21 protein-coding genes are annotated in these 22,256 nt (G+C 60.5%); 12 read left to right on the plus strand and 9 right to left on the minus strand.

What is annotated here, in order from left to right:
- Window position 1: 1 nt before the first annotated feature.
- Both Q1W40_RS11235 and Q1W40_RS11240 read right to left on the minus strand, forming a co-directional pair.
- The gene (locus Q1W40_RS11235) at window positions 2-1,129 is read right to left on the minus strand and encodes a 3'-5' exonuclease (protein WP_300711919.1); all 1,128 of its coding nucleotides are present in this window, start codon (window positions 1,127-1,129) and stop codon (window positions 2-4) included.
- A 114-nt stretch (window positions 1,130-1,243) separates the two neighbouring features.
- A complete protein-coding gene (locus Q1W40_RS11240; RefSeq protein ID WP_300711921.1) occupies window positions 1,244-2,251 on the minus strand; it encodes a tripartite tricarboxylate transporter substrate binding protein in 1,008 nt (335 codons plus the stop codon).
- A gap of 332 nt (window positions 2,252-2,583) precedes the next feature.
- Between Q1W40_RS11240 and Q1W40_RS11245 the strand changes: the two genes are divergently transcribed.
- Entirely contained in the window at window positions 2,584-4,440 is a 1,857-nt protein-coding gene (locus Q1W40_RS11245) for a DEAD/DEAH box helicase (RefSeq protein ID WP_300711923.1), read from the plus strand.
- 355 nt (window positions 4,441-4,795) lie between these two features.
- On the opposite strand, the gene Q1W40_RS11250 is transcribed toward Q1W40_RS11245, so the two are convergent.
- Window positions 4,796-5,179: a hypothetical protein gene (locus Q1W40_RS11250; RefSeq protein ID WP_300711925.1), complete on the minus strand. Its 384-nt coding sequence runs from the start codon at window positions 5,177-5,179 to the stop codon at window positions 4,796-4,798.
- A 135-nt stretch (window positions 5,180-5,314) separates the two neighbouring features.
- Between Q1W40_RS11250 and Q1W40_RS11255 the strand changes: the two genes are divergently transcribed.
- Window positions 5,315-6,307, plus strand: a complete 993-nt coding sequence (locus tag Q1W40_RS11255) for a 2-hydroxyacid dehydrogenase (RefSeq protein WP_300711927.1) — start codon at window positions 5,315-5,317, stop codon at window positions 6,305-6,307.
- 287 nt (window positions 6,308-6,594) lie between these two features.
- On the opposite strand, the gene Q1W40_RS11260 is transcribed toward Q1W40_RS11255, so the two are convergent.
- Window positions 6,595-7,650, minus strand: coding sequence for a LacI family DNA-binding transcriptional regulator (locus tag Q1W40_RS11260; RefSeq protein WP_300711929.1), 1,056 nt, complete (start codon window positions 7,648-7,650; stop codon window positions 6,595-6,597).
- 191 nt (window positions 7,651-7,841) lie between these two features.
- Here Q1W40_RS11260 and Q1W40_RS11265 point away from each other — a divergent pair, with 191 nt between their 5' ends.
- From Q1W40_RS11265 to Q1W40_RS11305, 9 genes are read left to right on the plus strand one after another with little or no spacing between them, the layout of a single operon-like run.
- Window positions 7,842-8,801, plus strand: coding sequence for a 2-hydroxyacid dehydrogenase (locus tag Q1W40_RS11265; protein ID WP_300711931.1), 960 nt, complete (start codon window positions 7,842-7,844; stop codon window positions 8,799-8,801).
- Between the two features lie 16 nt (window positions 8,802-8,817).
- Window positions 8,818-9,342, plus strand: coding sequence for a gluconokinase (locus tag Q1W40_RS11270; protein WP_300711933.1), 525 nt, complete (start codon window positions 8,818-8,820; stop codon window positions 9,340-9,342).
- 17 nt (window positions 9,343-9,359) lie between these two features.
- Entirely contained in the window at window positions 9,360-9,698 is a 339-nt protein-coding gene (locus tag Q1W40_RS11275; RefSeq protein ID WP_108286462.1) for a hypothetical protein, read from the plus strand.
- A 32-nt stretch (window positions 9,699-9,730) separates the two neighbouring features.
- The gene (locus Q1W40_RS11280; RefSeq protein ID WP_300711936.1) at window positions 9,731-10,705 is read left to right on the plus strand and encodes a TRAP transporter substrate-binding protein; all 975 of its coding nucleotides are present in this window, start codon (window positions 9,731-9,733) and stop codon (window positions 10,703-10,705) included.
- A gap of 55 nt (window positions 10,706-10,760) precedes the next feature.
- Window positions 10,761-11,300: a TRAP transporter small permease gene (locus tag Q1W40_RS11285; protein ID WP_108324938.1), complete on the plus strand. Its 540-nt coding sequence runs from the start codon at window positions 10,761-10,763 to the stop codon at window positions 11,298-11,300.
- Window positions 11,297-12,580: a TRAP transporter large permease subunit gene (locus tag Q1W40_RS11290; RefSeq protein ID WP_300711940.1), complete on the plus strand. Its 1,284-nt coding sequence runs from the start codon at window positions 11,297-11,299 to the stop codon at window positions 12,578-12,580. The genes Q1W40_RS11285 and Q1W40_RS11290 overlap by 4 nt, the downstream gene beginning before the upstream one ends.
- Window positions 12,562-13,344, plus strand: a complete 783-nt coding sequence (locus Q1W40_RS11295; protein ID WP_108324934.1) for a glucose 1-dehydrogenase — start codon at window positions 12,562-12,564, stop codon at window positions 13,342-13,344. The genes Q1W40_RS11290 and Q1W40_RS11295 overlap by 19 nt, the downstream gene beginning before the upstream one ends.
- Before the next feature lie 21 nt (window positions 13,345-13,365).
- Complete coding sequence (locus Q1W40_RS11300; RefSeq protein WP_300711943.1) at window positions 13,366-14,412, plus strand: L-idonate 5-dehydrogenase; 1,047 nt, start codon at window positions 13,366-13,368, stop codon at window positions 14,410-14,412.
- 35 nt (window positions 14,413-14,447) lie between these two features.
- Entirely contained in the window at window positions 14,448-15,197 is a 750-nt protein-coding gene (locus Q1W40_RS11305) for an SDR family oxidoreductase (protein ID WP_300711945.1), read from the plus strand.
- Between the two features lie 280 nt (window positions 15,198-15,477).
- Here Q1W40_RS11305 and Q1W40_RS11310 read toward each other — a convergent pair whose 3' ends face one another.
- The 5 genes from Q1W40_RS11310 to Q1W40_RS11330 form a co-directional block, all read right to left on the minus strand.
- Window positions 15,478-16,671, minus strand: coding sequence for a mandelate racemase/muconate lactonizing enzyme family protein (locus Q1W40_RS11310; RefSeq protein WP_300711947.1), 1,194 nt, complete (start codon window positions 16,669-16,671; stop codon window positions 15,478-15,480).
- 65 nt (window positions 16,672-16,736) lie between these two features.
- Window positions 16,737-17,744 carry a TRAP transporter substrate-binding protein gene (locus Q1W40_RS11315; protein ID WP_300711949.1) on the minus strand — a complete coding sequence of 336 codons (1,008 nt, stop codon included), beginning with the start codon at window positions 17,742-17,744 and terminating at the stop codon, window positions 16,737-16,739.
- Between the two features lie 36 nt (window positions 17,745-17,780).
- Window positions 17,781-19,079: a TRAP transporter large permease subunit gene (locus Q1W40_RS11320; RefSeq protein WP_300711951.1), complete on the minus strand. Its 1,299-nt coding sequence runs from the start codon at window positions 19,077-19,079 to the stop codon at window positions 17,781-17,783.
- A complete protein-coding gene (locus Q1W40_RS11325; protein WP_108324921.1) occupies window positions 19,076-19,621 on the minus strand; it encodes a TRAP transporter small permease in 546 nt (181 codons plus the stop codon). The genes Q1W40_RS11320 and Q1W40_RS11325 overlap by 4 nt, the downstream gene beginning before the upstream one ends.
- Window positions 19,622-19,635: 14 nt before the next feature.
- Complete coding sequence (locus Q1W40_RS11330) at window positions 19,636-20,379, minus strand: FadR/GntR family transcriptional regulator (RefSeq protein ID WP_108324919.1); 744 nt, start codon at window positions 20,377-20,379, stop codon at window positions 19,636-19,638.
- A 185-nt stretch (window positions 20,380-20,564) separates the two neighbouring features.
- On the opposite strand from Q1W40_RS11330, the gene Q1W40_RS11335 reads away from it, so the two are divergent.
- Window positions 20,565-22,256, plus strand: a 1,692-nt coding sequence (locus tag Q1W40_RS11335; RefSeq protein WP_300711954.1) for an IlvD/Edd family dehydratase, incomplete at its 3' end; no start/stop codon positions are given.

Raw genomic sequence — 22,256 nt, forward strand, 5'->3', positions numbered from 1 at the left:
CTCAGACGGCTCGCTCGGTCACAAGGCCCGCGCGGCTGGAAAACTGGACCGAGCTGTCCATGGCCTCCAGTTGAACGCGGGCGCTGCGTTGGCCATACACCTCGGCGCGCAGCCAGGTACATTCGGCGGCCAGCAAGTCGTCAGAGGCCAGGCTGCACCACCAGACGCGGCCTTCGCCGTCCCAGCGGTAGCCGCGTGACTTGAGTTTGTCTTTGGCTTCAAACGGTGCGCCGGTGGCCCGCAGTTTGTAGCGGGTCTGCCCTGCCCCGTTCAGCAAACGTGACAAACCTGTTTGCCCATCGGACAAAGGCGATGACAAGACTTGCAAGAGCGCGTGACAGTCGACTTGGGCGCGGTGCGCGTCGTAGAACCAGCCGCGCTCAGAGGCCAAAAATTCCAGCTTGGCAGACCCACTGCCTTCTTTCTTCCAGTCGATGCCGGCAAAGGAGCAGTTCCAGGCTTTGCGGGCAAAGACGGGCCAGCGGGCTTCGACAAAGGGCCGGTCAAAACCGGCGTTGTGGGCCACGATCAGGTCGGCTTGCTCGACCAGAGCGGTAACCGCCGCGTCATCGATGCGCTGGCCTTGGACCATGCTGTCGTCGATGCCGGTGATCTCGGTGATTTGCGGCGGGATGGGTTTGCCGGGGTCTTCGAACGATTCGTAGAGGGTGACCGGGCCAACGGGCTGACCGGTGGCGCTGTCCACCAGCACGGACAGCATGGCCAGCTCGATCACTTTTTCGTTGCGCGCATCGAGGCCCGTGGTTTCGGTGTCGAGCACGATGACGCGCCGTGTTGTTTGGCCATTCAGCGGGCCATAGTCGGTGCGCGGCTGCAAGCGGCGCAGAACGCGAAAGTCGGGGTGCTGAGACAAGGTCTGCGCCATGGCTTCGGCGTCAGAGGCCTGCTCGGGTGCGCCCTGTAAAGGCAAGGCTTCTGGCAAGGCCTGTGGGGCTGGGCTTGGACTGGCCAGCGGTGCGACGGGCTGTGTCAATTCAGACAAGGTCAAATCAGACAGCTTGACCGTTGGCACGGCGGTCCTGCCGGTCTTGGCTTTGACGGATTTGGCCGGGGCCACTGCGGGCTCGGCCTCAAAGCCGAAAAAACTCATTTGGTCTGTTTTGCTCATAAGCCGAGATTAAACCGCAACGCCAAAGACAAGTCGGGGCCGAAGCCTCCGACAAGCCACGTCTGTGGTTTTCTGTAGGTCGGCGGCTTCAGCCCCGACATGGTGAGGCGCCGCTCAGTCCAGCTTGATGCCCAGGTCCACCGCCAGCTTGATCCAGACGGGCACTTCGCCCTCCCAGTCCTTGCGGGTGTCGGCCAGGTTTTTGGGCTTGTTGGGAATGGCGAAGGTTTCGCGCAGCTTGGCCGCTTTGTCGGTGTTGGACCAGGCCACGGCTTCGTCGGCCATGCGTTTGAGGATGGGCTCGGGTGTGCCTGCAGGCGCCACCAGCGGCAAGCCGCCTTCCAGCGTCACCAGCTTGTCGGTGTTGCCCTGCTCGGTCAAGGTGGGCACATCGGGCAGTTTGGGCGAGCGGTAGCTGCCGGTCACACCAATGGCGCGCACGCCGCGCGAGGCCATGGCGTTGAAGGCCTGAAAGCTGCCAATGGCAATTTGCGACTGGCCCGAGGCCACATCCAGCCACATGGCGGCTTCGCCCTTGTAGTGCACCGACTGGATCTGCGTGCCCTGTTGGCGGTTGGTCTGGTCGGCCACCATGTGCGGGTAGGAGCCTGGCGCGTAAGTGCCCATGGAGGTGGGGTTCTTTTTGGCCCAGGCCACAAACTCGGCCATGTTCTTGGCGGGGATCTTGTCGTGGATGCCCACCACCAGCGGACCAGACGGGAAGACGGTCACAGGCGTCAAATCCTTGTCGAGGTTGTAGGGCAGCTTGGAGTAAAGAATGCGGTTTTGCCAGAAGGTGCCCGATGTGCTCATGACAAAGGTGTAGCCGTCCGCTGGCGCTTTGGCGGCTGCATCGATGCCGATGATGGCGCCTGCCCCGGGTTTGTTGTCAATGACCACCGGCACGCCCAGCTTGGTGGACAGGTATTCGCCGTAGTTGCGGGCGTAGGCATCGGTCAGGCCACCGGGGGGAAAGGCCACCACGATGCGGATGGGCTTGCTGGGCCACTTGGCGGCCTGTGCCCAGGCCGTGCCCACGGCGCTGCTGGCCGCCACGATGCTGACAGCCAAAGCTGCGGTCTGAAGAAGGTGGCGGCGGTCTGTGCGTGTGGTGTGGTTCATGGTTGCTTGCGGTTGTGAATGCCTTGCAGTCTAGGTGCGGCCCGTGCGGTTTTGAATTGGGGTTTCAACCCATGGCCCCCACGCGCTGGCCCAGGCGCCAAACGCAGAACCAAGGCCTGCATACCGTCCGTCAAGCTTTGTGCGACAATGGACGCCGTTGCAGCCTCCAGTTGCCGCAACATCAGCACTTCTGCTGGGGCCTGACCCAGGCAACGCTCAAAACAAGCGCCTGCGGTTTCCATGCCCACCTTAAGACTTATCGGCCAACACTGGTAACTGCCAACAGCAGTTGAATGAGCCGATACCCGCGCCGGACATGGCGCTCTGTAAAAATGAACTTTGAAGAATTGAATTTGGCCCCGGCCATCATGCAAGCTGTGCGCGAGCTCGGCTACGAGAATCCCACGCCCATCCAGGCGCAAGCGATTCCCGCCGTGCTGGCAGGTCACGACCTGTTGGCTGGCGCGCAAACCGGCACCGGCAAAACCGCGGCCTTCACCTTGCCCATGCTGCACAAGCTGAGCCTGTCTGAGCCCGGTCAGAACCGATTTGGCGGCAAAGCCATCCGCGCCCTGGTGCTGACCCCCACCCGCGAATTGGCCGCTCAGGTCGAAGAGTCGGTGCGCGACTACGGCAAATACCTCAAGCTCGACTCCACCGTGATTTTTGGTGGTGTGGGCATGAACCCGCAGATCAACAAGGTCAAGCGCGGCGTGGACATTCTGGTGGCTACACCCGGGCGTTTGCTCGACCTGCAAGGCCAAGGTTTCCTGGACCTGTCGACCATCGAAATCTTGGTGCTGGACGAAGCCGACCGCATGCTCGACATGGGCTTCATCCACGACGTGAAGAAGGTGCTGGCCTTGGTGCCCAAAGACAAGCAAAGCCTGCTGTTTTCGGCCACCTTCAGCGATGAAATCCGCGAGCTGGCCAACAACCTGCTGAAGAACCCGCAAAGCATTCAGGTCACGCCCAGCAACACCACGGTGCAGCGCATCACGCAAGTGATCCACCCCGTGGGCCGCAACAAGAAAAAAGACGTGCTGCTGCACATCATCCAGAAGAACGACTGGAGCCAGGTGCTGGTGTTCACACGCACCAAGTTTGGCGCCAACAATGTGGCCGACTTCCTGACCAAAAATGGCGTGAAGGCCATGGCCCTGCACGGCAACAAGAGCCAGACTGCCCGCACGCAAGCGCTGGCCGGTTTCAAGAGCGGTGACATCCGCGCCTTGGTGGCCACCGACATTGCGGCACGCGGCATCGACATCGAAGACTTGCCACACGTGGTGAACTACGAGATCCCGAACGTGTCGGAAGACTATGTGCACCGCATTGGCCGCACCGGCCGCGCGGGCGCCAGCGGCGAGGCCGTGAGCCTGGTCTGCCTGGACGAAGAAGGCTTCATGATGGACATCGAGCGCTTCACCAAGCAAGAGATTCCAGTGCAACTGCTCGAAGGCTATGGCCCCGAAGCCGGTGAAGTGGCCGAGCCGATCGCCATGGGTCGCCAGACTTTGTGGGGCGGCGCAGGCAAGCCCCCAAGCCGCGATGTGATGGCTGCAGCCGCCAAGGCCGCACGCCAGGACATGATGCAGCGCATCCGGGACAACAAAGCCCCCGGTGGCAGCTCAGGTGGCCAGCGTCAGCCACGCGCTGAAGGTCAGGGCCAGCCCCGTCCGTCACGCAATGGCCCAGCCCCCTCACGCCGCAATGGCCCACAAGGCGCACCGCGTTTTGAAGGCCAAGGCGACGGTCGCCGAGAAGGTGGTCGCGGTGATGGCGGTCGCGGTCAAGAGCAGCGCGGCGATCCGCGTTTTGACAACCGTGGCGATGGCCAAGGCCGTCCGGCACCACGCGGTCCGCGTCCTGAAGGCCGTGGCCCAGGTCGTGGTCCACAAGGCGGGGGGCAAGACCGTCGCAACCACGATGACGAGTTGCCACGCCACATCGACCCTTTGAAGACCACGCAGTTTGCGCGTCTGGACTTGCCCAACCGCAAGCCTGTGCGCACCAGCGGCCAACCTGACCCGACACGCACCAGCATCGACAGCCTGGCCAGCAGCGGTCGTCGCCATGGCGGCGGCGGCGGTGGTGGTTACGGCGGCGGCAATGGTGGCGGCAAAGGCGGCGGTGGCCGTGGCTTTGGCGGCGGCGGCGGTGGCAACCGCGGCGGCTTCGGTCGCTGATCGACACCCCTGATGACAAGAGCCCGCAGATGCGGGCTCTTTTTTTGGGCTCTCAGCCCATACACACATGGATCCCGGGTCTTCGCCCGGGATGACGTGCCGAACTTTGGAAATTGGCCATGTCGGACGTGCGAAATTTGTCATACCGGACATGCAGAATTTGTCATACCGGACCAGTGGGATTTGTCATACCGGACTTGATCCGGTATCCAGGCTGTTCATGCACCCGGCGAAAAACCATGGATCCCGGGTCTTCGCCCGGGATGACATGCAAGTCCTGATGAAATGCAAGTCCTGATGCCGCACAGATGCGGATGACATGAGGGGTGCGTGCAGCGGCCCGCGCACCTGCATTTCAATCGCGCACGAACAGGGTCACCAGTGGGTCGGGGCCGACCTGGCGGCTCCAGTGGCCGTGGACGGTGGGGTCAAAGGTGGCGCCTTCGGGCAGGGTGTCGCCCGAATAGAAAAATTCGCCTGGACCAAAGATGCGCGAGCTGCCGTCTTGCAAAAAGATTTCCATCTGACCGCCCAGCACGAAAAGCCACTGAGGATTGCCGGTGCAGTGGAAGCTGCTTTGAAAGCCCACCGGGCTTTGGCGCAATTGGTAACCGCCACTGGGCATCAAAGACGACAAGCGGCTTTGCGGCGTGCCTTCGTTGAGCTCAAAGCTGTCGTCGCGAAAGCGTGCACGACCATCGGTGTCGGTGAAGAGGATGACTTTTTTCAGTGTGCTCATGGCAGCGGTTTCAGCAAAGATGAAGGCCCGATTGTCGCCGAGTCAACAGGTCAAATCTGCCCCTCTGTCATAGTCGGGGCCTTCATCCTCACGCTTGGCGCATGCCCAGGGCTGCCACCACCTCCACCAGCACACATGAACACCTCTGCTTTGAAAATCGTCTTCCACGGCCAGAACGCGGCCAACTTCCGCCAGGGCTTTGAAAGCCTGATCGCACCCGAACACCAGGTGTTGGACCTGAGCGATGCACTCGACCAAGCCGGTGAACGCGCACATTACGAAACTGCCGATGTGGTCATCGGCATCAAGCTCAGCGCCGACATGCCCCAGCCGCTCCAGGCCCGGCTGTTTCATGCGCCTGCTGCGGGCACCGATGCGGTCAACACCGCGCTCTTGCCCGCGCAATGCACGCTGGCCAATTGCTTTGGCCACGAAAACGCGATTGCGGAATACGTGATCGCCGCCCTGCTGATGCGCCATGTGCCGCTGGCGCGGGCCGACCAGGATTTGCGCCAACAGCGCTGGACGTATTGGGCCGGTCGCCCCACCGCCTTGCGCACCGAACTGGGCTCGCAGACTTTGGGCCTGGTGGGTTTTGGCCACATCGCCCAGACGGTGGCCCAGCGCGCCAAGGCCATGGGCATGCGCGTGCATGTGGCCAACCGAAGCCCGATTACCCATGCGGTGGTGGATCAAAGCTGGACGCTCGATGGCTTGCACGATTTCATGGGCACCTGCGATGCGGTGGTGATCAGCCTGCCTTTGACCGAGAACACACAAGGCCTGGTGGACGCACCTGCGATTGCGGCCATGCGGCCCGATGCGGTGCTGCTGAATGTGGGACGTGGCGCGGTGATCGATGAACAGGCTTTGTACGAAGCCCTGAAGGCCCACCAGATTGGCGGCGCGGTGATCGACACCTGGTACCAGTACCCCACGCCCACACAAACAGAATGCGCACCGTCGCAGTTTGATTTCGCCTCGCTGGACAACGTGCTGATGACGCCCCACATGTCGGGCTGGACCTCGGGCACGGTGCGCCGCCGTCAAGAGACTTTGGCCGAGAACATCGGGCGTTTGAGCCGGGGCGAGGCGCTGATCAATGTGCTGAAGGCGGGCAGCGTTTGAAGCTGGACATGACCGGGAAGGCATGGATCCCGGGTCAAGCCCGGGATGACATTTTGTGCGCAGTCAGTGATGACATTTTGCCAGGCGGACGTGATGAACGATGCACGGATCCAGGATCGGAGCCGCAATGAAAGTGCTGTGTCACCCCGGGCTTGACCCGGGGACCATGTCTTTGTGCACACGCACTTGGTGACTTCGGCGCAGGCCCAGGTTGGGGCTCAAGTCGGCGGCCTTCAAATACTTCTTTTGTCACCCCGGGCTTGACCCGGGGTCCATCTCCCGAATACTCAGCTGCTTTGCCGCTGCAAGATGTCAAAACCCAAATCCAACTGTGGCGCAACAGGTTCCTCGCCGCGCATCAAGCTCAGCAGCATCTGCGCAGCCGCCTCGCCGATCTGGGCGCGCGGTGTGCGCACGGTGGTGAGCGCGGGCAGCATCTGGTCGCTGCCGGTCAGGTCGTTGAAGCCTGCGATGGCCACTTGTGAGGGCACCGCAATGCCCAGGCGCAGCGCGGCCATGAGGGCGCCTTGCGCCAAGTCGTCGTTGCAAAAGAAGATCGCGTCCACCGCTGGCCGCTGCTGCATGATTTGCTCGAACAAGATGCCGCCCAAGGCCAGCGATGAGGGGGCGGGGTTCAAAAATTCCAGCGTGGGTTCGTAAACACCGGCCTCTTGCAAGGCGCTGCGCCAGCCGTACAGGCGCTGCATCACACGCGGGTCGAGCTGCGCAGCGGCAAAAGCGATGCGCTTGCGGCCGGTCTGCAGCAAATGCCGCGTCATGGCGGCGCCCGCATCGGTCTGGCGAAAGCCCACGCAGTAAGGCGCATCGGCCTGGTCGGTCGCGGGCAAATCCATCAGGTGCACGCAGGGCACCTGGCTGCTGTCCATGAGTTTTCGGGTGGCCGGGTTGTGGTCAAGCCCCGTGACCAAAAGGCCTGCGGGACGGTGCAGCAGTTGTTCGCGCAGCAGTTGCTCTTCTTCGCTGGCGTCGTAGTGGGTCACACCCATCAGGGTTTGGTAGCCGCCTGCACGCAGGGTTTTCTGGGCCGCGTCGAGCAGGTCCACAAACAGGGCGTTGGACAGCAGCGGGATCAGGATGGCCACGTGGTTGCTGCGCTGCGAAGCCAAGGCGCGTGCGGCCGGGTCGGGCACATAGCCGAGCTTGGCCGACACGGCCTGCACGCGTTCGATCAATGCCGGGTCCACCGCCCTTTCGCCGCGCAAGGCGCGGGACACGGTGCTGGGGCTGACCCCGGCGGCGCGAGCCACATCGCTGAGCGTGATGCGGCCGGTGGCGCGGTGGCTTTTGACGGCGGTTTTGGCAGGAACGGGGGCGTTGGACAAGGGTTAATCCGGAGAAGAATGCGGGGGCAAAATCGATAGGATAGCGCTATCCAAAAGTTTTGGACGAAGATTTTGAAGATTCGTGGAAAACCCTGACACACGACACAAACACTCAAATTTTCGTTCTCACTTTTTTTTGAATTTTTTGGACAGCGCTGTCCAAGCCCTGTTTTCCAACTGGAGTGATTGAAGTGTCCAAACCCGAAGTGCTGGCCGTGGCCAAACTCCACCCTTTCTATCAAAAAGCGCTGGAATCGGTCTACACGGTGCACGACCGCACCCACATCACCGACCCCACTGCTTTTGCCGCACTGGCCCCGCGCATCGTGGGCGTGGCCGGCACAGGCGAGGCCAGCGTGCCGCGCAGCCTGCTGGCGCAAGTGACCAACGCCAAAGTGGTGTCGGTGTTTGGCGTGGGTTATGACGGTGTGGATGTGGCCGCCGCCATCGAGCACGGCATTCCCGTGACCCACACCCCCGATGTGCTGACCGACGATGTGGCCGATCTGGCCATGGGTCTGGTGCTGTCGGTGGGCCGCACCATCCCCCAGGCGAACCAATTTGTGCGCGCAGGCCAGTGGCCCAGCGGCCCCATGCCACTGGGCCGCAAGGTCTCGGGCGCACGGCTGGGCATCGTGGGCTTGGGCCGCATTGGCAAAGCCATTGCTCGGCGCGCCAGCGGGTTTGGCATGTCGATCGCCTACACCGCACGCAGCGAAAAGACCGACTCTGGTTTCCAATTCTTCCCCTCTGCGGCTGAGCTGGCCGCAAACGTGGATTTCCTGGTGGTCATCACCCCCGGCGGCGCAGGCACCAAACACCTGATCAACGCCGAAGTGCTCAAGGCCCTGGGCCCACGCGGCTTTTTGATCAACGTGGCGCGTGGCAGCGTGGTCGATGAAGAGGCGCTGATCGCGGCCCTGCAAAACGGCACCATCGCAGGCGCAGGTCTCGATGTGTTCGCCAACGAGCCGCATGTGCCCGAAGTACTCTGGACCATGAACAACGTGGTACTGACCCCGCACATGGCCAGCGCCACCCATGAGACCCGCCAAGCCATGGCCGATCTGGCTTTTGCCAACATGCAGGCCGGCACATCGGGCCAAGCTCTGCGCACGCCCGTGCCCGAGTGCATGGCGATGGTGAAGTGATCTGCGGTCCCACGACATGAGCAAAACGCCAATGCGCCTGATCGTCATGGGGGTCTCCGGTTGTGGCAAGTCCACCATGGCCGCTGCCCTGGGCCAGCGCCTGGGCTTGCAGATGGTGGACGGCGACGACCTGCACCTGACGGAGAGCGTGGCCAAGATGCGCGCGGGCATTGCCCTGGAAGACGCCGACCGCTGGCCTTGGCTGGACCGCATTGGCCACTACCTGGCGCAAGCCGAAGGCCATGGCCGCGTGGTCGCTTGCTCAGCGCTCAAGCGCGTCTACCGCGACCGCATCCGTGCGCAAGCGGGCGATGTGTGCTTTGTTTTTCTCGACGGCGACTTTGAGCTGATCGACCAACGCATGCGCCAGCGCGTGGGCCACTACATGCAAGCGGGCTTGCTGGACAGCCAGTTCCGCACCCTCGAAAAACCCCAGGCCGATGAGACCGATGTCATCCGCCTGCCCATCACCGAACCGGTGCAGGACATGGTCGCCCAAGCGCTCCAGGCTTTGCAAGCGCGTTTGCACCCTGCCCTCTGATTTTTAAAGGACTCTTCATGTTCATCCGCTGTGCATTCTTCCAAGGCAACGTCAAACCCGGCATGGAAGACGCGTTCAACCGCTACATCCGCGAAAAACTCGTGCCCCTGTGGACCCGCTTTCCCGGCGCGCAAGAGGTGCGTGTGCTGCGCCAGGTCGAAAGCGATGTGGCCGACCCGCACTTTGGCATGGTGCTGTCGGTGCGCTACCCCAGCCGCGAGTCGATCGAGATCGCACTGGCCTCGGCCGTGCGCATGGAAAGCCGCGAAGTGTCCAAGGATTTGATCGCCATGTTCGATGGCACCGTGTTCCACACCGTCTTCAGCGCCGACGAATACGCGCTGCCCACCGATTGAGTTTTTTCTTTTTTCAACCAGGAGACAACACCATGAAAATTTCCCGTCTGCTTCTCGCCTGCCTGATCGCCGCCACCGGCTCTGCCGCGTTTGCTGCCAAGTTCAACCTGAAAATGGGCCACGCGGTCAACACGACCGACGGCCAGCACGCCGCTGCTCTGAAGCTGGCCGAACTGGTCAAGCAACGCACCAACGGCGATGTTGAAATCACCATCTTCCCGTCCAACCAATTGGGCAACGACGGCGCCATGATCAACGGCGTGCGCGGTGGCACCATCGACATCGTCTCCAGCGGCGCATCCAACTACAACGGTCTGGTGGCCAACACCGCCGCCATGGAGCTGCCCTTTGTGTTCCGCAACGCACAGCACGCCTACCATGTGCTGGACGGCGACATCGGTACCGGCGTGCTCAATGAGCTGGCCCCGCACAACATGAAAGGCCTGGCTTACTGGGAAAACGGCTGGCGCGCCTTCACCAACAACAAGCGCCCCGTCAACAAGCCCGAAGACTTGAAGGGCCTGAAGATCCGCTCCACCCCCAACCCGTACCACATCCAGGCTTTCAAGCTGTTGGGCATGAACCCCTCGCCCATGCCGATCGCCGAGCTGTACACCGCGCTGGAGTCTGGTGCCTTTGATGCACAAGAGCACCCCATCAACGTGACCTGGTCGTCCAAGTTCTACGAAGTGCAAAAGCACCTGACGGTGAGCAACCACGTTTACTCGCCGCTGGTGGTGGCGATGAACAAGGCCAAGTTCGACAGCCTGCCTGCCAACTACCAAAAAGTGGTGGTGGATGCCGCACGTGAAGCGGCCACTTACCAGCGTGGCTTGAACGCGTCCAACGCAGGCAAGGTGATTGCAGAGCTCAAGAAGTCAGGCATGCAAGTGATCGAGAACGTGGACATGGCTCCGTTCCAGAAGATCGTGTCGGCTGAAATTGCCAAGACTTTTGGCGAGAAAAACGGCCCTGCACTGCTCAAGGCGATCGAAGACACCAAGTGATGGTTTGAGAGACATCACGCCCCCTCTTTGGAGGGGGCTTTTTTGCGAATGACGTATGAAAAAAATCAACGACCTTTTCTTCAAACTGGCGGAGTTCACGCTGGTCATCATGTTGTCGGCCATGGTCATCATGGTGTTTGGCAACGTGGTGCTGCGCTATGGCTTCAACGACGGCATCATCAGCTCAGAAGAGTTGTCGCGGTTTTTATTCATCTGGATCACCTTCCTGGGCGCGATTGTCACCATGCGTGAGAACGGCCATCTTGGATTGGACTCTGTGGTGCGCAAACTCAGCCTCAGCGGCAAAAAAGCGGCTTTCGCCATCTCCAATGTGCTGATGCTCGGCTGCTGCGCCCTGATGTTTTACGGCACGCTCAAACAGCACAGCATCAATGCCACCACGCGCTCAGCCGTCACCGAAATCCCCATGAGCTGGGTTTATGGCGTGGGCTACATCACCAGCGTGGCCATGGGCCTGATGATCATTGGCAAGCTGGTTCAGCTGGCCAAAGGCAATTTCAATGAATCCGATTTGATCCAGGTGCAAGACTCCGAAGAAGTCGTGACCGCGCACACCAACGAGGCCACCAAATGACCGTGCTTGTTTTCATCGTGTCGCTGCTGGCCGCCATGGCGCTGGGCATGCCGCTGGCCTTTTCCCTCATCGTCTCGGGTGTGGCCCTGATGCTGCACCTGGACAACTTCGACACGCAGATCGTGTCGCAAAACCTGATCAACGGGGCCGACAACTTTCCGCTGATGGCCGTGCCCTTTTTCATGCTCGCCGGTGAGTTGATGAACGCGGGCGGCATGAGCCGACGCATTGTCAACTCGGCCATGGTCTGGGTGGGCCACTTCCGTGGCGGCCTGGGTTATGTGGCCGTGTTTGCCGCCATCGTGATGGCCAGTTTGTCGGGCTCGGCCGTGGCCGACACCGCCGCACTGGCTGCGGTGTTGATGCCCATGATGCGCGATGCCGGTTACCGCATGGATCGCTCGGCCGGCTTGATTGCGGCAGGCGGCATCATCGCCCCCGTCATTCCCCCTTCGATTGGCTTCATTTTGTTTGGCGTCATTGGCGGTGTATCCATTTCCAAGCTCTTCATGGCAGGCATCTTTCCGGGCATCCTGATGGGCTTTGCACTGATCGTGACCTGGTGGATCGTGGCGCGCAAAGACAAGGTGGTGGTGGCTCAAAAAGTGCCGTTCAAGGAACGTATCTCGGTGACCATCAACGCGTTCTGGTCTTACCTGCTGGCCATCACCATCATCGGCGGCATGAAGATGGGTATCTTCACGCCCACCGAAGCGGCCGTGGTGGCCGTGGTGTATTCGCTGTTCGTGGGCTTGTTCATCTACCGCGAAATCAAGTTCAAAGACCTGTACCGCATCATTTTGGCGGCTGCCAAAACGTCGTCGGTGGTGATGTTCCTCGTCGCAGCCGCGCTGGTGTCGGCGTGGCTGATCACGGTGGCCAACATCCCGGCGCAGATCGTCGAAATTCTGCGGCCCTTCATCGACAACCAAACTTTGCTGATGGTCATGCTGATGCTGCTGGTGATGATCGTCGGCACGGCGCTGGACTTTGCGCCCACGGTGCTGATCTTGACGCCGGTCCTGATGCCCTTGGTGCGCGAGGCGGGCATTGACCCGGTCTACTTTGGCGTGCTGTTCATCATCAACAACGCCATCGGTTTGCTCACACCGCCCGTGGGCACGGTGCTCAACGTGGTGTGCGGCGTGGGCCGCATCCCGATGCACGACGTCATCCGTGGCGTCATGCCTTTCCTCTTGTCCCAAGTCGTGGTCATGGGGACTTTGATCGCCTTCCCAAGCTTGGTCATGATGCCTCTCAAATGGTTGCTGATGAAATGAACGTTCTCGACACTTTCCAACTCAAGGGCCGCCGCGCCCTGATCACGGGCTCGTCGGCTGGCATTGGCCTGGCTTTGGCCGAGGCCCTGGCGCAAGCGGGTGCCCATGTCATTTTAAATGGCCGCACCGCCAGCAAGGTGGATGCGGCAGCGCATGCTCTGCAAGCCCAGGGCTTGTCGGTCAGCACAGCGGTGTTTGACGTGACCGAGGCCGACAGCGTGCGTGCGGCGGTGGAGCAGATCGAGGCCGAAGGCCCGATTGACATTTTGGTCAACAACGCGGGCATGCAGATTCGCGGCCCGCTGCACGAGTACCAGGACGCAGACTGGCACACCATCATGAAGACCAACCTGGACAGCGTGTACTTCGTGGGCCAAGCAGTGGCCAAAAAAATGATCCCGCGTGGACGCGGCAAGATCATCAACATCTGCTCGGTGCAAAGCGAGCTGGGCCGCCCCGGCATTGCGCCCTACACCGCCACCAAAGGCGCGGTGAAGATGCTGACCAAAGGCATGGCGATTGACTGGGGCCAGTTTGGCATCAACGTCAACGGCATTGGCCCGGGTTACTTCAAGACCGAACTCAACCAAAAGCTGGTCGATGATCCCACGTTCAGCAGCTGGCTGGTGGGCCGCACACCCAGCCGCCGCTGGGGCGATGTGCAAGACCTGGGCGGCGCGGCCGTCTTTCTGGCCTCGGACGCCTCGCGTTTTGTGAATGGCCATATCCTTTACGTTGACGGCGGCGTGACCGCCACCCTTTGAAGCTTTTGCGAGGAACCTCCCATGAAATCCGTTGTCTGCCATTCGGCCCAAGACCTGCGCATTGAAAACACCGAGCTGCCCCCCTTGGGCGAACACCAGTTGCGCGTGAATGTGGCCTATGGCGGCATTTGCGGCTCGGACCTGCATTACTACCAACACGGCGGCTTTGGCACCGTGCGCATCAAGCAACCCATTGCGCTGGGGCACGAAGTCTCGGGCGTGGTGGATGGTTTGGGCAGTCAAGCCAGCGGCATCGCCAAAGGCCAGCGCATCGCCATCTCGCCTTCGCGCCCTTGCGGCCACTGCCGTTTTTGCCAAGCAGGGCAACACAACCATTGCCTGAACATGCGTTTTTACGGCAGTGCCATGCCCTTCCCCCACATCCAGGGCGCGTTCTCTGAGCAAATCATCATCGAGGGCTACCAGGCCCATCCGATTGCTGACCACCTGAGCCTGTCCGAAGCCGCTTTGGCCGAACCTCTGTCGGTGGGCTTGCACGCGATTCAGCGCGCAGGCAGCGTGCTGGGCAAGCAGGTCCTGGTCACAGGTTGCGGCCCGATTGGCTCACTGCTGATTGGCGCTTTGCGCCGCGCTGGCGCAGCCCGCATCGTGGCCGCCGACATCGCCGATTTGCCGCTGAAGTGCGCCAAGGAAATGGGCGCGGACGAGACCATCAACCTGAAGACCCAGCCGGAAGCGCTGGACAAATACAAAGTGGACAAGGGCCAGTTTGACGCCGTGTTCGAAGCCTCGGGCAGCGAAGCCGCTTTGCGCGTGGGCCTGGACACCATCGTGCCGCGTGGCGTGCTGATCACCGTGGGCATGGGCGGCGACATCAGCCTGCCCATGACGCAGATCGTGGCCAAAGAAGTCGACATGCGCGGCACCTTCCGCTTCCATGCCGAATTTGCCACTGCCGTGCGCTTCTTGAATGAAGGCCTGGTCAACGGCAAGCCCGTCATCACCGGCGTGCTGCCGATGGACCGCGCCATCGAAGCCTTCGATCTGGCGGCCGACAAGAGCCAGTCGCTGAAGGTGCAAATCGCCTTCGCAGGCGCTGCAGCCTGAGCCCCTCGAATCCTGAAACTCTGAAAGACATCCTGATGAAAAAAGTTGCCCTCGTCACCGGTGCCAGCTCCGGCATCGGCCAGGCCTGCGCCCTCGGTTTGCTGAGCGAAGGCTGGCAAGTGGTGCTGGTCGGTCGCCGTGCCGACGCATTGCAAGAAACCATCGCCAAAGCCGGTGCCAACGCCGCCAATGGCCTGGCCATGCCGGCCGACGTGTCGAACGAAGAACAGGTCAAGGCCTTGTTCGAGAAAGTCCGCACCCAATTTGGTCGCCTGGACCTGCTGTTCAACAACGCCGGCATCTCGCTGCCCACCACCTTGCCCGGTGATGTGACCGGCGACGACTGGCGCCGCATGGTGGATGTCAACCTCAATGGCGCGTTCTATTGCCTCTCGCATGCCTTCAAGTTGATGCAGGAACAAAGCCCGCAAGGCGGCCGCATCATCAACAACGGCTCGATCTCGGCCCATGTGCCGCGCTATGGCTCGATCGCCTACACCGCCACCAAGCACGCCGTCTCGGGCCTGACCCGCGCTGCCTCGCTGGACGGACGGGCCTTCAACATCGCCGTGGGCCAGATCGACATTGGCAACGTGGCCTCGGACATGACCGAGCGCATGGCCAAAGGCGTGGCCCAGGCCGACGGCAGCATCAAGCCCGAACCTCGGATGGACATGTCGGCTGTGGTCGAAACATTCCTGAGCATGAGCCGCCTGCCCCTGTCGGCCAACATCCTGTTCACCACCGTGATGGCGACCAACATGCCTTATGTGGGGCGCGGCTGATCCACTGACTGCGTGAGTGATACGCCCCAGTGCAGTTTGTCAATTTGGTGCACATCCGTCGCTTGTGTCATCCGGATTTTTAAGTCTGTCATCCCGGACTTGATCCGGGATCCATGAGCCGACACCAACATTTGGCAAGGGCAGCGCTGCACACTGGATCCCGGGTCTTTGCCCGGGATGACATAAATCCCGGATTGTTCAAAGAATGCCATCCGGCACTTGCTGTAAGTCTGTCATCCCGGACTTGATCCGGGATCCAAGACCCCTTGCGGACTCTTTTTTATCGGCTGACGCGCACCACCGCATCGGCCCGCTTGTGCAAGTCGGGCAGCAGCTCCAGACCCAGGCCCGGCTTGTCGTTCAGGCTGATCATGCCGTTCTTGACTTGCGGCAATTCGGTCACGAGTTCCTTGTACCAGCCTGTGTAGAAAGCGCGCACGCTCTCCTGGATCAGTGCATTGGGCGCATGCAGCGACAAGTGCGTGGACGCGGCCCACACCACCGGCCCCGTGCAGTCGTGCGGGGCCACGGGCAGCTGCCAGGCGTCGGCCATGGCGGCGATCTTGCGCGCTTCGGTCAGGCCGCCGCACCAGCTCAAATCGAGCATGGCGACGCCGGCTACACCGGTTTGCAAATAGTCCTTGAAGCCCCATTTGTAGCTGAGCGTCTCGCTCGCACAAATCAAAGCCTTGCAGTCCACCGCGTACTGCTTGAGCAAGTCGAGGCTGTCCATGCGGATCGCGTCTTCGTGCCAGAAGGTGTCGAACTCCTGCAAGGCGCGTGCAATTTTTTGCGCCATGGGCAAGCGCCACAGGCTGTGGAACTCGACCATGATGTCCATCTTGTCACCCACCACTTTGCGAATCTTGCGAAACGGCTCCAACGCTGTGTTCAGGTCTTGCGGGCTGATGTACTGGCCGTGCGATTTTTCGGCGGCCATGTCAAAAGGCCAGATCTTCATGCCGGTGATGCCTTCGCTCAAAAGCGACTCGGCCACCTCGTCGGCGCGGTGCAAAAAGCCTTGCAGGTCTTCGTAAGGCCCGGCGTTGTTACCCAAACCCCAATTGCTGCTGGTCTGGTTGACGTTGCTGCGGATGTACTGGTAGCCCGCGCAAGTGTTGTAGACGCGGATCTCGTCGCGGCTCTTGCCGCCCAGCGCGGTGTAGACCGGCATGCCTGCGGCTTTGCCAAAAATGTCCCACAGCGCGATGTCGACTGCCGAGTTGCCACGTGTCTCGACACCGGACCCGCGCCAGCCCAAGTAGCCCGTGATGTCACGCAAGCGAGACTCAATGGCCAGCGGGTCTTGGCCGATCAACTTGGGGGCCACCCACTCGTGCAAATAAGCCTCGACCGCTTGAGCGCCCATGAAGGTTTCGCCCAGGCCCACCAGGCCCTCGTCGGTGTGCAAACGCACCCAGATGATGTTGGGAAATTCGTTCAGGCGGACGGTTTCGAGTTGAGTGATTTTCATGACGCAAACATTTCAGACGTTAAAAAAGCCCCACAGCTTGGGGCTGTGGGGCTGGGTACAAGGCATCAACCGCCGCGTGCTTTTTTCAGCTCGTCCTGCACAACCTTGATCGCGTCAGCACCGATCGAGTCTTTGTGCTTGTCATACACCGAAGCCACTTTGGCACGGATGCGGTTTTGCTCGGCCGCACTGACTTCGTTGACTTGCATGCCCTTGGTTTTCAAGGTGGCCAGCGATTTTTCGTTCAAGGCACGGTTGGCCGCACGTTGAACTTTTTGACCTTCAGCTGCCGCTTCACGCAGCAAACTTTGCTCTTGCGGGCTCAGCTGGTCCCACAGCTTCTTGCTGTACAAGACCAAAAACGGCGTGTAGGCGTGGCGGGTCACGCTCAGGTACTTTTGCACTTCATTGAACTTGGAGGTTTCAATGGTCACAAAGGGATTTTCCTGACCGTCAATGGTCTTGGTTTCGAGTGCAGTGAACACTTCAGGGAAGGCCATGGGCACGGCATTGGTGCCGAGTGTCTTGAAGGTGTCCAGGAAGATGTTGTTTTGCATGACGCGGACCTTCACGCCTTCAAAATCTTCCAGCTTGGCTACAGGACGCTTGCTGTTGGTCAGGTTGCGGAAACCATTTTCCCAATAGGACAGATTGACCAAGCCAGCTGCTTCAAGCTTGGCATTGAAGTATTTTCCGGCAGGACCGTCGAGCACGGCATCGGCTTCTTTTTCGTTGGCAAACAGGAAGGGCAAATCGAACACGCCCAGTTCCTTGATCATGCCCACCAATGGCGAACTGGAGGTACAAACCATCTCCTGCGTACCCGCACGCAGGGCTTGTGTGGCTTGCAGGTCATTGCCTGCTGAGCCCCCCCAAAAGGCGGTAATTTTCATCTTGCCGCCTGACTTTGCAGTCACGATTTCCTGCATTTTCTTGACACCTACGCCCACCGGATGGTCTTCATTGATGCCATTGGTGAATTTGATGTTGCGGTCGGCGAACTGTGCCATGGCACCGCTTGCGACCAGGAATGTGCCCGCCAACAGGGTCACCAGATTTCTGCGTTTGAACATGTTTGTCTCCTCAAGATTGAACACAGGGTTAAAAAATCAGCTCAACATCCACTTCATGGGCACGATGACCAAAGAAGGGAACGCCACCAGCAAAAACAGCACCGCCAGTTGCGCGAGCAGGAACGGCATCACCCCTTTGAATGCCGTGTCCATGTTGATTCGGGCCACACCACACACCACATTGAGCACCGTGCCCACAGGCGGCGTGATCAGGCCGATGGCGTTGTTCATGATGAACATGACGCCAAAATAAACGGGATCAATACCGGCTTGTTTGACCAAGGGCATGAGCACAGGTGTCAGGATCAGCACTGTCGGTGTGAAGTCGAGCGCGGTGCCCACCACGATGACCAACAGCATCAAAATCACCATCAACAGCGTCTTGTTGTCCATGAAGGGCTCCATCATTTTGGCCACTTCAGCAGGAATGTTGGCCACCGTGATCAACCAAGCGCTGACCATGGCTGCCGCCACCAGGAACATGATCACAGCGGTGGTTTTGCCTGCCGTCAAGATCAAGCCGTAAAGCTTGGACCACTGCAATTCGCGGTAAACAAAAGCGCCGACCAAGAAACTGTAAACAGCCGCCACCACAGCGGCCTCGGTGGGCGTGAACACCCCGAACTTCATGCCGCCAATGATGAACACGGGCAAGCCGAAAGCCAGCAAACCTTCGCGCGTTGCGCGCAATTTTTCGCTCAATGACATGCGTGGCGCAGGCTGCACGTTGTCACGTTTGGCCACCCACCACCAGGCCAAGCCAATGGCCACCCCCATCATCACACCCGGCACGATGCCAGCGATGAACAACTTGGTGATGGACACGTTGGCGGCCACGCCAAAAATGATGAAGCCAATGGACGGCGGAATCACGGGCGCGATGATGCCGCCTGCGGCAATCAGACCTGCAGATCGCCCCACGTCATAACCAGCAGCACGCATCATGGGGATCAACAGGGCGGCCAACGCTGCGGTATCGGCAACCGCCGAGCCCGAGAGCGACGCCATGATGATCGCGGCCATGACCGCCACATAACCCAGCCCCCCCCGGAAATGCCCCACCCATGCCATGGCCATGTTCACGATGCGGCGGCTCAAACCGCCTGCGTTCATGAATTCACCCGCGAGCAAGAAAAACGGCACCGCCAACAAAGGGAAGTTGTCTGCGCCGTCCACAAAGCGCTGCGCCAAAATTTGGCTGTCAAAGGCCGGAATGACGCCGGTTGCAGCCAGGTAAGCCATCAAGGACAAACCGCAAACCAGCAAGGAATAGGCGATCGGCATGCCGATGGCCATGGCGGCCAGCAGGCTGAAAACAAAAATGCTGACGGTCATGCGCGGCTCCCGGTGTGAGCAGGTGGCAAATCCGCTGTGTCTTCAGACTCGATGACGACCACCAGATCTTCTTCGCGCAATTGCCCCGTCAACAATTTGTAAAGCATGGACAAGTTGATGATGGCCATGACCACGCTGACCACATAACCAATGCCATAAACCCAAATCATGGAAATGCCCACCACGGGGGACACATTGCTGACTTGCAATTCGTGCATTTGCCAAGTGCCCATCAAAAACAAAATATTGCAAGCCAACATCAAGGACTCACTCAAGAAGAAGCAGGTTTGTTTGCCCCGCAATGACAAGCGACGCACCAAGCTGTCCACGCCCAAATGGCCCTTGTCGCGCATGGCCACCATGGCCCCGATGTAGGTCAGCCAGATGAAGCAGTACCGCGACATTTCATCTGAAATATCAATGCCCGAGTTGAAGCCGTAGCGCAGTACCACGTTGCCAAAGACCATGAACACCATGGCCACCAGACAGAGGACCACCAGCAGCTCCAGGAACTTGAAAAACAGATCAATGATTTTTTGCATTCAGCAGCTCACCTTCAAACTTTGCTCGATCGCGTGGGCATGCCCGAAACGCGGGGTAATTTTCGACGCGTGGACAGCACGCGTTCAATGTCGTCGTTGGCCCCATTGATCAGCACCATCAGCGCCCGCTCGGCTTTGGCCGGTGAATGCGCGATCACGGCATCGAGCACGGCCCGGTGCAAAGGCAAGGAGCTGCGCGGACCATCCTTGATGCGCGTCGACAGCTCGAAACTGGTGCGCAGCAAGGCACCAAGCGCCTTGCCCATTTGAACCAGCATGCGGTTGTGAGACGCCGTCAACAAACCTTGATGGAAGCGCAAGTCGTGTACGACATAGTCGCCCCCGTTTTCAATCGCGTATTTCATGCCCTGGTAGGCGTCTTCCATTTCGGCGATGTCAGCGGCGGTCGCCTTTTCGGCGGCCATGCGGACTGCGGCGGGTTCCACCACAGCACGCAACTCTTGCAAATCCCGCAAAAACTGAGGCGTCAAGCCCGCTTGGGCCTGCCAGGTGATCACATCCGGGTCAAACCAGTTCCACTGCTCGTCAGTCAAGACGCGTGTGCCTACCTTGGGGCCGGTGGAAATCAGGCCCTTGGCCACCAGCGATTTGATGGCTTCGCGCACCACCGTGCGACTGACCCCCAGCTCTTCGCAAAGCACGGGCTCTGGCGGCAGGCTAGCGCCCACGGCATAGCGCCCGGACAGAATGGCCTGTCCCAGCAAATCCAGCGTGTGACCGTGTACGTTTTTAACCATGCAGAAAATCCATTGGCGCCAATCATATGATGAATGATCGCCACCCAAGCACTGAGGAAAACCCTGTATGTGTCGGGTGCGCGTCAAGGGTTTTTACCCATGTCACACGGTTTACATTTGAATCGATTTCTCTCTATCATCATACGATTGAATCAATTTATTTCCCCCACCCTTCTTACACCACCATGTCTTCATCTTCACGTAAAAAACCCGAAGAACTCCGCAGCCAGCAATGGTTTGGCCGCCAAGACCGCGACGGCTTTGCCTACCGCAGCTGGGTCAAAGGCAAAGGTGTGCCGCACGACCAGTTTGACGGCCGCCCCGTCATTGGCATCTGCAACACCTTCAGTGAACTGACCCCCTGCAACTCACACTTCCGCACCCTGGCTGAGCAGGTCAAGATCGGCGTGTACGAGGCCGGTGGCTTTCCCCTCGAATTCCCCGTGATGTCGCTGGGCGAAACCTTGCTGCGTCCTACCGCCATGCTGTACCGCAACCTGGCGTCCATGGACGTCGAAGAAAGCATTCGCGGCAACCCCATCGACGGCGTGGTGCTGCTCATGGGCTGCGACAAGACCACCCCCAGTTTGCTGATGGGCGCATCGAGCGCAGGCTTGCCCACCATTGGCGTGTCGGGCGGCCCCATGCTGAACGGCAAATGGCGCGGGCAAGAATTGGGCTCAGGCACCGGCGTGTGGAGCATGAGCGAACAGGTGCGAGCTGGCACCCTCAAGCTGCACGACTTCTTTGAAGCCGAAAGCTGCATGCACCGCAGCCACGGCCACTGCATGACCATGGGCACCGCCAGCACCATGGCCAGCATGGTCGAGGCCCTGGGCATTGGTCTGCCGGGCAACGCCGCCTACCCCGCCGTGGACGGCCGCCGCAATGTGCTGGCCCGCGAAGCCGGTCGGCGCATCGTCGAGATGGTGCACACCGACCAGACCATCAGCAAGGTGCTCACACGCGAAGCGTTTGAGAACGCCATCCGCACACTGGCCGCCATCGGCGGCTCGACCAACGCGGTGATCCACCTGATCGCGATTGCGGGTCGTCTGGGCCTGAAGCTCACCGTGGACGATTTCGAGCGCCTGGGCAGCGAACTGCCTTGCCTCTTGAATTTGCAACCTTCTGGCGAGCACCTGATGGAAGACTTCTGCTACGCCGGTGGCTTGCCGGTGGTGATGAAAGAGATCGAGCACCTGCTGCACAAAGACATCGTCACCGTGAGCGGCAAGACCGTGAGCGAGAACATCGCCAGCGCCGTGAACTACGACCCACGCGTGATCAAGAAGTTCGACGAACCCTTCAAGGAAAAAGCGGGCATCGCCATCTTGCGTGGCAACCTGGCCCCGCGTGGCGCGGTCATCAAACCCAGCGCGGCCACCCCTGCGCTGATGGTGCACACCGGGCGTGCGGTGGTGTTTGAGGACAGCAACGACTTCCACAAACGCATCGACGACGAGAGTCTGGATGTGGACGAGAACTGCATTTTGGTGCTCAAAAACTGCGGCCCCAAGGGCTACCCTGGCATGGCCGAGGTGGGCAACATGCCGCTGCCACCCAAGGTGCTGCGCAAAGGCATCACCGACATGGTGCGCATCTCGGACGCCCGCATGAGCGGCACCGCCTATGGCACCGTGGTGCTGCACACCACCCCCGAAGCCGCGGCCGGTGGCCCGCTGGCCGTGGTGCAAAACGGCGACATGATCGAGCTCAATGTGCCCGAGCGCAAACTGCAACTGCTCATCAGCGACGAAGAGCTGGCCAAGCGCTTGGCCCTTTGGGAAAAGCCTGCCCCGGCAATGCAATCGGGCTACTGGAAGCTCTACATCGACCATGTGCTGCAAGCCGACGAAGGCGCCGACATGGACTTT

This window comes from Limnohabitans sp., assembly GCF_030158565.1.
GTDB lineage: Bacteria > Pseudomonadota > Gammaproteobacteria > Burkholderiales > Burkholderiaceae_C > Limnohabitans_A.